Origin of the sequence: Pseudomonas bananamidigenes, from assembly GCF_001679645.1 — a bacterium.
Classification (GTDB): Bacteria; Pseudomonadota; Gammaproteobacteria; order Pseudomonadales; family Pseudomonadaceae; genus Aquipseudomonas; species Aquipseudomonas bananamidigenes.
In genome coordinates this window covers 77,472-90,746 of record NZ_LRUN01000046.1, presented here as the reverse complement: position 1 = coordinate 90,746, position 13,275 = coordinate 77,472, and the positions used below count along the sequence as shown (strand labels likewise).

At 61.0% G+C, this 13,275-nt stretch carries 10 protein-coding genes; 3 read left to right on the top strand and 7 right to left on the bottom strand.

Features of this window, described 5'->3' with window-relative positions:
* The first annotated feature begins 52 nt into the window (after positions 1-52).
* Together macA and BBF94_RS16800 are read left to right on the top strand one after the other, a co-directional pair.
* Positions 53-1,201, top strand: coding sequence for a macrolide transporter subunit MacA (macA, locus tag BBF94_RS16805; RefSeq protein ID WP_065260102.1), 1,149 nt, complete (start codon positions 53-55; stop codon positions 1,199-1,201).
* A 2-nt stretch (positions 1,202-1,203) separates the two neighbouring features.
* The gene (locus BBF94_RS16800) at positions 1,204-3,162 is read left to right on the top strand and encodes a MacB family efflux pump subunit (protein WP_065260112.1); all 1,959 of its coding nucleotides are present in this window, start codon (positions 1,204-1,206) and stop codon (positions 3,160-3,162) included.
* Positions 3,163-3,219: 57 nt separating this feature from the next.
* On the opposite strand, the gene BBF94_RS16795 is transcribed toward BBF94_RS16800, so the two are convergent.
* The 7 genes from BBF94_RS16795 to BBF94_RS16760 all read right to left on the bottom strand — a co-directional run bounded on the left by BBF94_RS16795 (position 3,220) and on the right by BBF94_RS16760 (position 12,193).
* Positions 3,220-3,993, bottom strand: coding sequence for a helix-turn-helix transcriptional regulator (locus BBF94_RS16795; RefSeq protein ID WP_065260111.1), 774 nt, complete (start codon positions 3,991-3,993; stop codon positions 3,220-3,222).
* 912 nt (positions 3,994-4,905) lie between these two features.
* The gene (gene glcF, locus BBF94_RS16785) at positions 4,906-6,138 is read right to left on the bottom strand and encodes a glycolate oxidase subunit GlcF (RefSeq protein ID WP_065260100.1); all 1,233 of its coding nucleotides are present in this window, start codon (positions 6,136-6,138) and stop codon (positions 4,906-4,908) included.
* 3 nt (positions 6,139-6,141) lie between these two features.
* The gene (glcE, locus tag BBF94_RS16780) at positions 6,142-7,206 is read right to left on the bottom strand and encodes a glycolate oxidase subunit GlcE (RefSeq protein ID WP_065260099.1); all 1,065 of its coding nucleotides are present in this window, start codon (positions 7,204-7,206) and stop codon (positions 6,142-6,144) included.
* Positions 7,206-8,705: a glycolate oxidase subunit GlcD gene (gene glcD / locus BBF94_RS16775; RefSeq protein ID WP_065260098.1), complete on the bottom strand. Its 1,500-nt coding sequence runs from the start codon at positions 8,703-8,705 to the stop codon at positions 7,206-7,208. Before glcD ends, glcE begins: the two co-directional genes overlap by 1 nt.
* A 37-nt stretch (positions 8,706-8,742) precedes the next feature.
* Complete coding sequence (gene yghU / locus BBF94_RS16770) at positions 8,743-9,582, bottom strand: glutathione-dependent disulfide-bond oxidoreductase (RefSeq protein WP_065260097.1); 840 nt, start codon at positions 9,580-9,582, stop codon at positions 8,743-8,745.
* Positions 9,583-9,711: 129 nt separating this feature from the next.
* The gene (gene proP / locus BBF94_RS16765; RefSeq protein ID WP_065260096.1) at positions 9,712-11,211 is read right to left on the bottom strand and encodes a glycine betaine/L-proline transporter ProP; all 1,500 of its coding nucleotides are present in this window, start codon (positions 11,209-11,211) and stop codon (positions 9,712-9,714) included.
* 142 nt (positions 11,212-11,353) lie between these two features.
* Entirely contained in the window at positions 11,354-12,193 is an 840-nt protein-coding gene (locus BBF94_RS16760; RefSeq protein WP_065260095.1) for a helix-turn-helix domain-containing protein, read from the bottom strand.
* Positions 12,194-12,288: 95 nt separating this feature from the next.
* Between BBF94_RS16760 and BBF94_RS16755 the strand changes: the two genes are divergently transcribed.
* On the top strand, positions 12,289-13,251 hold the full coding sequence (locus BBF94_RS16755) for a threonine dehydratase (protein WP_065260094.1): 963 nt from the start codon (positions 12,289-12,291) through the stop codon (positions 13,249-13,251).
* The last annotated feature ends 24 nt before the right edge of the window (positions 13,252-13,275 follow it).

The following is a 13,275-nucleotide window of genomic DNA, read 5'->3' as shown; positions in this document are numbered from 1 at the left end:
CTGGAACCCGGCCACTGGCCGGGCTCAACCCTGAACGGAATTGTGGTCATTTATGGAACAGTCGAAGTTGCGCAAAGTCGGTCTGGGGATCGCGTTGACACTGGTGGCCGGGTTGGTGTTCTACACGGTGCAGGCACCGGCCGAAGCGCCGCAATACCTGACCGCCACGGTCGAACGAGGCGACATTGAAAACGCGGTGCTGGCCACCGGTTTGCTGGAAGGCATCAAACAGGTGGACGTCGGTGCCCAGGTCTCGGGGCAGTTGAAGTCGCTCAAGGTCAAGGTCGGTGACAAGGTCAAGAAGGGCCAGTGGCTGGCGGAAATCGACCCGCTGGTGTTGCAGAACACGCTGCGCCAGGCGCAGGTCGACGAAGAAAACCTGCAAGCCCAGCGTCGGGCGACCCAGGCTCAGTTGAAGCAGAGCAAGGCCATCTACGAGCGCTATCAGAACTTGCAGGAGGACGCCTCGATCTCGCGGCAGGATTTCGAAACCGCGCAATCGAACTACGAGGTGCAACAGGCCAATCTGTTGTCGCTGGATGCGCAGATCAAGAGCGCGCACATCCAGATCGACACCGCCAAGGTCAACCTGGCTTACACGCGGATCGTCGCGCCCATCGACGGCGACGTGGTGGGTATCGTCACCCAGGAAGGCCAGACCGTGATTGCCAACCAGTTGGCGCCGATCCTGCTGAAACTGGCGGATCTGGACACCATGACCGTCAAGGCTCAGGTGTCGGAGGCTGACGTCATTCATATCGTACCGGGGCAGGAGGTGTACTTCACCATTCTCGGCGAGGACAAGCGTTACTACGGCAAGCTGCGCGGCACCGAGCCCGCACCGCAGAACTTCCTGGAAACCCAGCCCGCCGGCACGCCGAAGCAGAACACGGCGGTGTTCTACAACGCGCTGTTCGAGGTGCCCAACCCGGATCATCGCCTGCGTATTTCCATGACGGCGCAGGTGCGCGTGGTGCTCGACACCGCCAAATCGGTGCTGACGATTCCGGTGGCGGCGCTGGGCCCGCGCAACAACGACGGCAGTTTTCCGGTACGGGTACTGGACGCCAAGGGCCAGGCGCAGACGCGCAACGTTCATACCGGGATCAACAACAACGTCAAGGTGCAGGTCAACGAAGGCCTGACCGAAGGTGACCGGGTGGTGATCGGTGATCCGGTGGCGAAAGTGGCGGGGGCATGAGCATGACCGAACCCCTGTTGCAACTGAGCGGCATCAGCCGCAGTTTCACCGCGGGCGACCGTGAGTTTCTGGCGCTGAAGCATATCGATCTGACGATCAATGCCGGGGAAATGGTGGCGATCATTGGTGCGTCGGGCTCCGGTAAATCCACGCTGATGAACATCCTCGGCTGCCTCGACTACGCCACCGCCGGCAGCTACAGGATCAACGGCCGGGAAACCCGTGATCTGGACAATCAGGCGCTGGCCGAGCTGCGTCGCGATTATTTCGGTTTCATCTTCCAGCGCTATCACTTGTTGCCGCATCTGAGTGCGATGCACAACGTCGAAATGCCGGCGATCTACGCCGGCACGCCGGAGCCCCAGCGTCACGCCCGGGCCCGTGAACTGTTGGCGCGCCTGGGGCTCAAAGGGCACCTGACGCATCGTCCCAGTCAACTGTCCGGCGGTCAGCAGCAGCGGGTGAGTATTGCCCGGGCCTTGATGAACGGCGGTGAAGTGATCCTCGCCGACGAACCGACCGGCGCGCTCGATACCTCCAGCGGCAAGGAGGTGATGCGCATTCTGCTGGAGCTGCACGCCGGGGGGCACACGGTGATTCTGGTGACTCACGACCCCAAGGTCGCCGCCAACGCCGAGCGCATCGTTGAAGTCAGCGACGGCGAAATCCTCAGCGACCGCCGCAACGAGCGTGATACCACGGCATTGAGCAGCGAGGATGCCGTGCCACCCAAGTCCACGACAGTGCGGCATCTGGTGGCCAGCCTCGGTTTGTTCAAGGAAGCGTTCAACATGGCCTGGGTCGCGCTGATCTCCCACCGGATGCGCACCTTGCTGACCATGCTCGGGATCGTCATCGGCATCACTTCGGTGGTGTCGATCTCGGCCATCGGCGAAGGAGCCAAGCGCTATGTACTCAAGGACATTCAGGCCATAGGCAGCAATACCATCGATATCTATTCCGGCACCAGTTTCGGTGACAGTCGTTCGGCGGCCATCGAAACCCTGGTGCCCGCCGACGTGACCGCACTCAATCAACTCTACTACGTCGACAGCGCCACGCCGGTGGTCGGGCGCAATCTGTTGCTGCGCTATCGCAACATCGACCTGGATGCGCAGGTCAACGGTGTCAGCGATCTGTATTTCCAGGTGCGCGGGATCAAGATGGAGTCGGGCATTGCGTTCAGCGAAAGCGACGCCCGGCGTCAGGCGCAGGTGGCGGTGATCGATCACAACACCCGAAACCGATTGTTCGGCGAAGGCGTCGATCCGCTGGGGCAGGTGATCCTGATCGGCAACTTGCCGTGCACGGTGATCGGTGTGGCGGCGGAGAACAAGAACATCTTCTCGTCGAGCAAGTCGCTCAACGTCTGGGTGCCCTATGAAACCGCAGCGGGCCGGTTGCTGGGCCAGCGCTATCTGGACAGCATCAGCGTGCGTATCAAGGACGGCCAGCCGAGTAAAGTGGTGGAGGAACACGTCAACAAACTGATGCTGCAGCGCCACGGCACCAAGGACTTCTTCACCAACAACCTCGACAGCGTGATGCAGACCGTGCAGAAAACCAGCCGCTCACTGGCATTGCTGCTGTCGCTGATTGCAGTGATTTCGCTGGTGGTGGGCGGTATCGGCGTGATGAACATCATGCTGGTGTCGGTCACCGAACGGACCCGTGAGATCGGTATTCGCATGGCGGTCGGTGCACGGCAATCGGATATCCGTCAGCAGTTTCTGGTGGAAGCGGTGATGGTCTGCCTGCTGGGTGGCGCCATCGGTATCTCGCTGTCCTACGCCATCGGTCATCTGTTTTCGTTGTTCATCAAAGAGTGGGAAATGGTGTTCTCGCTGACCTCGGTGCTCACCGCCGTAATCTGCTCGACCCTGATCGGCATCGTGTTCGGCTTCGTACCGGCACGCAATGCGTCGCGCCTCGACCCCATCGAGGCGTTGGCCCGGGATTGACGACGGCGTGAAAAGACCGCCGTCCTTTGCAGGAGGGCGGTCCTTTTCGCGACGGTATCAGGCAGCGTTCGACGGACCGCAGGCTGTCGGGCAGTCCTTTGGCGAATACATCCAGCGCATCAGCGAATGACGCCCGCTGATACCGAGTTTGATGGCGGCACGCTTGAGATAGCTTTCAACGGTATTGACCTTCAATTGCAACTGTTCGGCCAGTTCCGGCGCGGTGCGTCCGGCGAGCAGGCCGACACACACTTCCATTTCGCGGTTCGACAGGCTCAGTCCCAGTTGTTCCACGCGCTCGCAAAAGCGCAGGCGCAGGGTTTCCAGGCCTTGCAGGGCCGATTCCGATTGTTCCTGGGTCTGTCCTTGTGCATCAACGCTTGCCGGTTGCAGGGCATTGATGTGTTTTTCCACCATCGGCAACAGCACCGGGGAAATATCCTGCAACAGGCTGCGCTCCTGAGCGGAAAAACGTTTTGACGGGCCGCAGCGATAGACCGAGATCACATAGCGGTAACCGTCGTTGCGCCGGGTCAGATGCAATTGCGAGGCATCGGTGACGGTCGAGGGTACCGGGACGGGCAAGTCATTGGCGCCGGGCAGGGGGCTCAGTTCGGAATAGACCGTTTCGGTCAGCAGGGCGGCTTCCTTGACGCATTCGGGCTCGCTGCGTGGTTGCGTACGTCCGAGCGGTTCCACGCGCATCTGCCGGATGTGTGTGGCGTCCACCGCCAGTTGAGTCAGGATCAGGTCATGCAGCATCCGTGGGAAATGCCGGCTGCCAGTGCTGGCGATGACTTTGCCGATGTGAGGAAACAGCTGTGAGTTCATGTCGTTCATCCATGAGTTGCAGTGTGGTACTCGTGCTCCTGAACCACCGGAAAACAGCTCCATGCCCGGCGACAGCGCAACAGGAAATTGGATCCTATCTTAGTACAACGATTCAGCGACGATTTAATGAAGGGGCTATTAGCTAATAACTGACGGTGAAGGAGATATGGGATGACGGATGTCAGCGAAATGTCTTACGGCTGAACAGGGTCAGATTTATGAAATTCATACAAATGACAGTATCGAAGGACAAAAAAAGCCCGTTTCAGCCGAAGCTGAAACGGGCTTTTTCCCACATCGACAACCGTTACTTCAGGTTGTCAAAATGGTCTCGCAGGAACTCGTAAAAGCGAAACGTCTGAAACGATCTCCATACGAGGCTCAGCGTACGCAGCAAAAGCTTCATACGTTTTGGCCTCCAGGTCGGGGGCCAGACCTCCAGCGCACTTACCGGACCATGGGCGCCTTCGGACATAAACGTCAGTCCTGTCCATGAGGCGGCCGGTTGTGATCCCTCCGAGCCTTCATTCCGGCACGGGTGCAAAACCGTGTCGAAGGGCATGAAACCGTATGGTTCCAGCCAAACCTCATGGACGTACTGACGAGTGAGCGCTGGGATATTAACCTGACTTGTGGCGGGATTTTGAGGATCAAGGATAAACGGTTTATATGTTTTGTAATTCGTTATTTCTGTCAGCATATTTTGAGGCGATACACGTCCGTCAGCCTCTTCCTTGTTTTCGTATGGCACGCAAAATAACGTTGCAACCAAGACCAAAGATTAATAGTATTCCGGCACGTCAGTTCTGTCCGTGAGACAAAAAAGGTCCCAGCCGCAAACTGAGGCCTACCGAAAAACCGCCCCGCAAAGGCGGTTTTTTTTCGCCTGTCGTTCGACCGCCGCCAGCAATCCTACGTCTGGTCCACCAATGGCAACGCGGCATCCACCAACTCGATCCAGTGCCTGACCGGCGTGCGCCCGGCGCCGTCAAGGTGGGCCTGGCAACCGATATTTGCGGTGGCGATGACATCCGGATGACCGCTTTCCAGTGCATTGAGCTTTTGGTCGCGCAGTTGCCGGGCCAGTTCCGGTTGGGTTATCGAATAGGTCCCCGCCGAGCCGCAGCACAAATGGGCGTCCGGCACGCTCGTGAGGCTGAAGCCCAGTCGGCTCAGCACCGACTCCACCGCGCCGCCGAGTTTCTGCGCGTGTTGCAAGGTGCAGGGGCAGTGAAAGGCAAGACGCTGATCGGCATGAATGCCAAGGGACTCGAGCGGCTCCTCGCGCAATACTTCGACCAGATCTTTCGCCAGCGCACTCACGGTTTTCGCCTTCTCGGCGTAGGCCGGATCAGTGCAGAGCAAGTGTCCGTAATCCTTGATGAACGCACCGCAGCCGCTGGCAGTCTGTACGATCGCCTCGGCACCTTGTTCGATGGCCGGCCACCAGGCGTCGATGTTCTTGCGGGCCCGCTCAAGTCCTTTGGCCTGGGCATCGAGGTGATAGTCCACGGCGCCGCAGCACCCGGCATTTCGCGCTGGAGCAACGCTGATTCCCAGTCGATCCAGCACCCGTGCCGCCGCCGTATTGGTGTTGGGCGACAGACCCGGTTGCACGCAACCTTCGAGCATCAGCATCTGGCGGGCATGTCGGGTTTCCGGGCGGCGCTCGGTTGTAGTGGTGTTGCGTGGCAGTTTGGCTTGCAGAGCCTTGGGCAACAGCACGCGGAAGATCCGGCCAGCACCGAGCAGCCCCTTGAACAGAGAAGCATCGGGCGTCACTGCGCGCAAACCTTCGCGCAACAAGCGTTGGCCCATGGGCCGCGGCACCGCCGCATCAACCACAGCCCGGCCGATATCCAGCAGGTTGTGATAGTCCACACCGGACGGGCAGGTGGTTTCGCAATTGCGACAGGACAGGCAGCGATCCAGGTGCAGTTGGGTCTTGCGGGTGACTTCGTTGCCTTCGAGCACCTGTTTGATCAGGTAAATGCGGCCTCGCGGGCCGTCGAGTTCATTGCCGAGCAACTGATAGGTCGGGCAGGTCGCGTTACAGAAACCGCAGTGTACGCAGGTGCGCAGGATGCGCTCGGCTTCTTCGGCACGGGGCAGTTGTCGGGCCTTTTCGCTGAGAGTGGTCTGCATGGTTCAAAGCTCCGCGTACAGGCGACCGGGGTTGAAGATGCCCTGAGGATCGAACTGTTGCTTGAGGCGGCGGTGATAATGCAAGAGGGCGGGCGAAAGAGGATGGAAGGGCGCATCGATCAAACCATGGCTGTAGCAGGTCGCATGCCCGCCAACCTTCGAAACCGCCTGGCGGATCAACACCGCTTCCTCCCCTGACTTGAGCCACCGCTGGGCGCCGCCCCAGTCAAGCAACCGGGTGCCGTTCACATCCAGTGGCGGTGCGTTGTTCGGCACCGAAAGGCGCCACAGCGGCATGTCTTCATCGAAGAAGGCCAGGCGCTGTTCATTCAAGTCCGCCCAATAGGAACCGTCGAGTATTTCACCACCGAGACGGTCCCGGGCAGCGGCCACCGAACCATCGCCTCCTTCAAGCCGCAAATGCAGCCGCTGGCCGTCGTGGCAGGCGGCGCTGATCGGCAACGGTTGTTGACCCCATTCCACCAGACGCTGCAAGGCTCGCTCGCTGTCCATCTCCAGGCTGATGCTCTGGCACTGACGTGGCCTGGGCAGGACTTTGAGCGAAACTTCGGTGATGACCCCGAGCGTGCCGTAACTGCCGGCCATCAGCCGGGAAAGGTCATAACCGGCGACGTTCTTCATGACCTCACCGCCGAACCGCAGGTGCTTGCCATGACCGGTGATGATGCGGGTGCCGAGCACGAAATCCCGCACCGCCCCCGACCATGGCCGTCGCGGGCCCGACAGACCGCTGGCGACCATCCCGCCCACCGTTGCGTCGTCGGCGAAGGCCGGAGGTTCGCACGGCAGCATTTGTTGTGAAGCGTCCAGCACCGCCAGCAGTTCGGCCAGCGGTGTGCCGCAACGTGCGGTGATCACCAATTCGGTCGGGTCGTAGTGGACGATGCCGCGATGGGTGCGGGTGTCGAGGATTTCTCCGGCGACGATGCGCCCCAGAAAGGCCTTGCTGTTGGCGCCCTGAATCCGCAACGGTGTTGCAGCGTGCAACGCCTGATTGACCTGCTCAAGCAGCGCGGCGCTGTCATCGACGTCCTTGCCATGATTCATCAGAAACGCTCCAGCTCGGGGAAGGGCAGCTGTCCTGCGTGGATATGCATGGCGCCGAATTCGGCGCAGCGGTGCAGGGTCGGGATGTTCTTGCCCGGGTTGAGCAGACCGCCGGGGTCGAACGCGGTTTTGACGGCATGGAACAGGGTCAGCTCATCGCTGTTGAACTGTGCGCACATCTGGTTGATTTTCTCACGACCCACGCCGTGTTCGCCGGTGATGCTGCCGCCGACCTTTACACACAGTTCGAGGATTTTGCCTCCCAGGGTTTCGGCGCGCTCCAGCTCTCCGGGCCGGTTGGCATCGAACAGAATCAACGGATGCATGTTGCCGTCACCCGCGTGGAACACGTTGGCCACCCGCAGGCCATGTTCGGCGGACAACTGCGCAATGGCTTGCAGGACGCCGGGCAGTTCGCGGCGCGGGATGGTGCCATCCATGCAGTAGTAATCCGGTGACAGGCGACCCACGGCAGGAAAGGCATTCTTGCGCCCGGCCCAGAAGCGCACGCGCTCGGCCTCGTCCCTGGCCTGACGCACTTCGCTGGCGCCGGCGTTCTCCAGCACCTGGCGTACGCGGATGCAGTCATCGTGGACGTCGGCTTCAACGCCATCGAGTTCACACAGCAAGATGGCCTCGGCGTCCACCGGGTAGCCGGCGTGGATGAAATCCTCGGCGGCGCGGATCGCCAGGTTGTCCATCATTTCCAGGCCACCGGGGATGATGCCGGCGGCGATGATGTCGGCCACGGCTCGGCCGGCGTTTTCCACGGAGTCGAAGGCGGCCAGCAGGACTTTCGCGGTCTGCGGCCTGGGCAGCAGCTTGACCGTGATTTCGGTGATCACGCCCAGCAGGCCTTCGGAGCCGGTGAACAGCGCCAGCAGATCGAAACCGGGAGAATCGAGCGCGTCGGAGCCGAGCGTGAGGTGTTCGCCCTCGACAGTCAGGATCTCGACCTTGAGCAGGTTGTGCACGGTCAGGCCGTATTTCAGGCAATGCACGCCACCGGCGTTTTCCGCGACGTTGCCACCGATGGAACAGGCAATCTGCGAGGACGGGTCCGGCGCGTAATACAGGCCAAACGGTACGGCAGCCTGGGAGATCGCCAGATTGCGTACTCCCGGCTGAACCCGTGCGGTGCGAGCGGCCGGGTCGATGTGCAGGATGTTGTTGAAGCGCGCCATCACCAGCAGCACGCCTTTTTCCAGCGGCAGCGCCCCACCGGACAAACCGGTGCCGGCACCCCGGGCCACCACCGGTACATTCATCTCATGACAGATTCGCAAGATGCCCTGTACTTCATCCAGATGCCGTGGCAGGACCACCAACTGCGGTGTGGTGCGACAGGCGGACAACCCGTCGCATTCGTACGGGGCGAGATCCTCGCGCTGGTGCAGGATTTCCAGTGCTGGCCACTGGTTGTGCAGCGCCTGCAACAGCGCGGTTTTATCGACGTCCGGCAGGGCGCCGTCGACCTGTTCGTCGTAAAGAATGTTCATGCGGGCGCCCCTTGTTTTTATTATCGGCTGCGAGCGATTACTTCAGATCAGCCGCCTCATGTCTTTCGGGGACCTGGCTCGCTTCGTCGCCCCAGGTGCGGTTGACACGCTGCCCACGGATGACCGCCGGCCGTCTGGCGATGTCCTCGGCCCAGCGCTGCACATGGGTGTATTCGTGAGCCGACAGGAACTCGGCTGCGCCGTATACGTTGTTGCGCACCAGTTGCCCGTACCACGGCCAGACCGCGATGTCGGCGATGGTGTAGTGGTCGCCGGCAAGATAAGGGCTTTCGGCAAGACGCCGGTCGAGTACATCCAGCTGACGCTTGGCTTCCATGGTGAAGCGGTTGATCGGGTATTCAAACTTTTCCGGCGCGTAGGCATAAAAATGCCCGAAACCGCCGCCCAGGTAGGGCGCCGAGCCCATTTGCCAGAACAGCCAGTTCAGGGTTTCGGTGCGGCCGGCGAGGTCGGTGGGCAGGAAGGCGCCGAACTTTTCGGCCATGTAAAGCAGGATCGAGCCGGATTCGAATACGCGGATTGCCGGCTCCACGCTTCGGTCCAGCAATGCCGGGATCTTTGAGTTCGGGTTGACCCCGACAAAGCCGCTGGAGAACTGATCGCCTTCGCCGATGCGGATCAGCCAGGCGTCGTATTCGGCGCCGCCATGACCCAGAGCCAGCAATTCTTCCAGCAGGATGGTGACTTTCACGCCGTTGGGTGTGGCCAGCGAATACAGTTGCAACGGATGCTTGCCGACGGGCAGTTGCTTGTCATGGGTCGGCCCGGCAATCGGGCGATTGATATTGGCGAAGTGGCCGCCGGACGGAGCGCTGTGTTTCCAGACCCTGGGTGGTACGTAAGGCGTCTTGCTCATGAACGAACCTCATCGTCAGCTGCTGAAATGTGGTGAGCCGGCAGAAAAAAACCACCGGCTCCTGACGAACAGAACACCACAGAACGGCGTTTGAATGCCACCCTGTTGTCCCATCAACTCTTTATATGGTTATTCGATTCGCGGGTGCTGTTGCGCCAGATGATCGCGTTTGGCTTGCAGCTCGGCGATCTCGGCGTCGATGTCCTCGATTTTCTGTTCGATGTTGTCGTGATGCTCCTGCAACAGCTCCCGCGCTTCAGCGATATCGGAAGCTGCCGGCGCGGCCCCGCGTAGCGGTTTGTTGGCGGTTTCTTTCATGGTCACACCGGTGATCAGCCCGACGACGGCGGTCACCATCAGGTAATAGGCCGGCATGTACAGGTTCTGGGTGCTTTCCACCAGCCACGCTGCGACGGTCGGTGTCACCCCGGCGATCAGCACCGAGACGTTGAACGCACTGGCCAGCGCGCTGTAGCGGATATGGGTCGGGAACATCGCCGGCAGCGTAGAGGCCATGACACCAATGAAGAAGTTGAGCACCACGGCCAGTATCAGCAGGCCGGAGAAGATCAGGCCGATCTTGCCGCTGTTGATCAGCATGAAGGCGGGAATCGCCAGAATGAACAGAGCGATGCTGCCGAAGATGATGAAGGGACGACGGCCGATCTTGTCGCTGATAAAACCGATGGCAGGTTGTACGAACAGCATGCCGACCATGATTGCGATGATGATCAACACCCCGCGGTTCTCGCTGTAATGCAGGTTGTGCGACAGGTAGCTCGGCATGTAGGTCAGCAGCATGTAATAGGTGACGTTCGTCGCCGCCACCACGCCGATGCAGGTCATCAGGCTGCGCCAGTGTTTGGTCGCGACTTCCTTGAACGACACTTTCGGGCCGCCGGCCAGGCCTTCGCGGTCACCTTGCTCAAGCTTGTCGACATGTTGCTGGAAGGCCGGTGTCTCTTCGAGCGCATGACGCAGGTAAAGGCCGATCATGCCCAGCGGCAGGGCGAGGAAGAACGGCAGGCGCCAGCCCCAGTCCTGGAATTTCTCTTCGCCGATGATTGCGGTAATCAGCACCACCACGCCGGCACCCAGGACGAAACCGGCGATGGAACCGAAGTCCAGCCAACTGCCGAGAAAGCCGCGTTTGCGATCCGGCGCATATTCGGCGACGAAAATCGAAGCACCGGTGTACTCGCCCCCCACAGAAAAGCCCTGGGCCATTTTCGCCAGCAGCAGAAGGATCGGCGCCCAGATGCCGATCGAGGCATAGGAGGGAATCAGCCCGATGGCGAACGTACTGAGTGACATGATGACGATGGTTGCCGCGAGGACTTTCTGGCGTCCGTACTTGTCCCCCAGCGCACCGAAGAACAGCCCGCCCAGCGGCCGGATCAGGAACGGTACCGAGAAGGTCGCCAGTGCCGCGATCATTTGCACGCCGGGATCGGCCCCGGGGAAAAATACCTTGCCCAGCACATAGGCCACGAAGCCGTAGACGCCGAAATCGAACCACTCCATCGCGTTGCCCAGCGCCGCAGCGGTGATGGCCTTGCGCATCTTGGCGTCGTCGACAATGGTGATGTCTTTCAGCCCGATCGGGCTGACGCTTTCCTTTGATTCCATGGGATTCACTCTGCATCGGATCTGTTTTTGTGCAAACCGGCAGGCCCCGAGAGTCTGGGGCCAGAGCGGTTCGCCTTGGGCGATGCCATCTCCTTGATGGCACGGCTTCTTCCAGATCAGATACAAGCGGACACGAAAAAATTCACCACTCACCCGGTTTTTTGCCGATGACGCCATCGTGGCGCGATCCTGCGCGCAATTGCGCCGGACTCACGCCCAGTCGCTGGGTGAACGCACGGGTCATGTGTGCCTGGGAATTGAAACCGCAGGCGAGGGCGATCTCCGAAAGGCCGGCGCGGGCGTCGTGCATCAGCGCCCGGGCGCGGGCCAGGCGTCGGTCGATCAGATAACTATGGGGGCTTTTGCCGGTGGTCTGTTTGAAGGCGCGGTTGAAATAGCCTTCGGACAAATCCAGCAATTGCGCCATGGCCTGGACACCCAGCGGACCGTCGAGGCCGGCGTCGATGAATTCGTCGAGCAGGCGCATGCGACGGTCGGTGAGGGCGCCTTGAGTCGGTGGAATGGATTGCCCCTGGGCTCGCTCTGCCAGTTCGAGGGCCCAGGTTTCCCATTCATCGTCCACCGAAGCCCTCAGCATCGCGCTGCGCATGCGCGATGCAAGGCGAATGGCCGGCGGATCGATGTAATTGTTGAAGGCCCGATCACCCACCAGCGCCACGCCGTCGGTACGAATCACCCGCAGGTATTCACCGCCCGTGGGGGACTCGGACATCACGTCACAGCCAGCCGGGACGAACGCCAGACCATTGGGCAGCGCTTCGAAGGGACGGATCCGATCACTGCCGATGGCGTGCACGCCGCGCTGGCTGTCGAAGGCGAAGCCGATCGCCGATTGAGTCGCGACATAACGGGTTGCATAGGCGGCACCGGGCAACAATTCGATCGCCCACGGGCCGGCCTCGATACGACGGACCGGTTCGGGGACGACGGGTGACGGCGGACGATGGCTCATGACCGCCATGGTAGTGAAGAACCGAGGCAAAAGTCAGGTCGGTTTTTTGAAAGCCGACGTGATGTGCCTGTGCCTAGACTGGGGCCACGCACAAGGAGATTCCGATGCATTCACTCACTCGCCAAGACATCGAACAGGCTGCCCGTCAGGTTTACCAGGTGATGCCGGCCACCGCTCAATATCGCTGGCCGTTGCTGGCCGAGCGGCTGGGTTGCACGGTATGGGTCAAGCACGAAAATCACACGCCGACCGGCGCTTTCAAAGTGCGCGGTGGCATCACCTTCATGCACTGGCTTCGGCGTGAACACCCGAACGTCGAAGGCATTGTCTCCGCCACGCGCGGTAACCACGGGCAAAGCCTGGCGCTGGCAGCGCGAGAAGCAGGGCTGAAAGCGTTGATCGTGGTGCCGCAGGGCAACTCGCTGGAAAAGAACAACGCCATGCGCGGCTTCGGTGGCGAAGTGGTCGAGTACGGACGGGATTTCGATGAGGCTCGCGAGGAAGCGGCGCGGTTGGCGCAGGCGCACGGGCTCTTTCTGGTGCCACCGTTTCACACCGAACTGGTCAAGGGCGTGGCGACCTATGCGCTGGAGCTGTTCAGTGCGGCACCGGATCTGCACACCGTTTACGTGCCCATCGGTTGCGGCTCTGGCATTTGTGGCGTGATCGCCGCTCGGGATGCGCTGGGTCTGGAGACCCGGGTGGTGGGCGTGGTGTCCACGGAAGCCGCCGCTGCCAAGCTGTCCTTCGAGGCGAAAACCCTCTGCGAGACCGCCTCCGCCAATACCTTTGCCGACGGCCTGGCCGTGCGCAAGCCGATTGCCGAGGCGTTCGATGTCTACGGAGCCGGCGCTGCACGTATCGTCTCCGTCAGCGAGGAGGAAATCGCCGAAGCCGTGCGCGTGTATTACACCGACACCCACAACCTCGCCGAAGGCGCCGGCGCCGCAGCAATGGCGGCGTTGATGCAGGAGCGGGAGAGGATGCAGAGTCAACGAGTGGGGGTGATTCTGTCCGGCGGGAACATTGACCGGTCGGTGTATGCGCAGGTGATTGGCCGAGGATGAGCCCATCGCAACAGAATCAGGGCT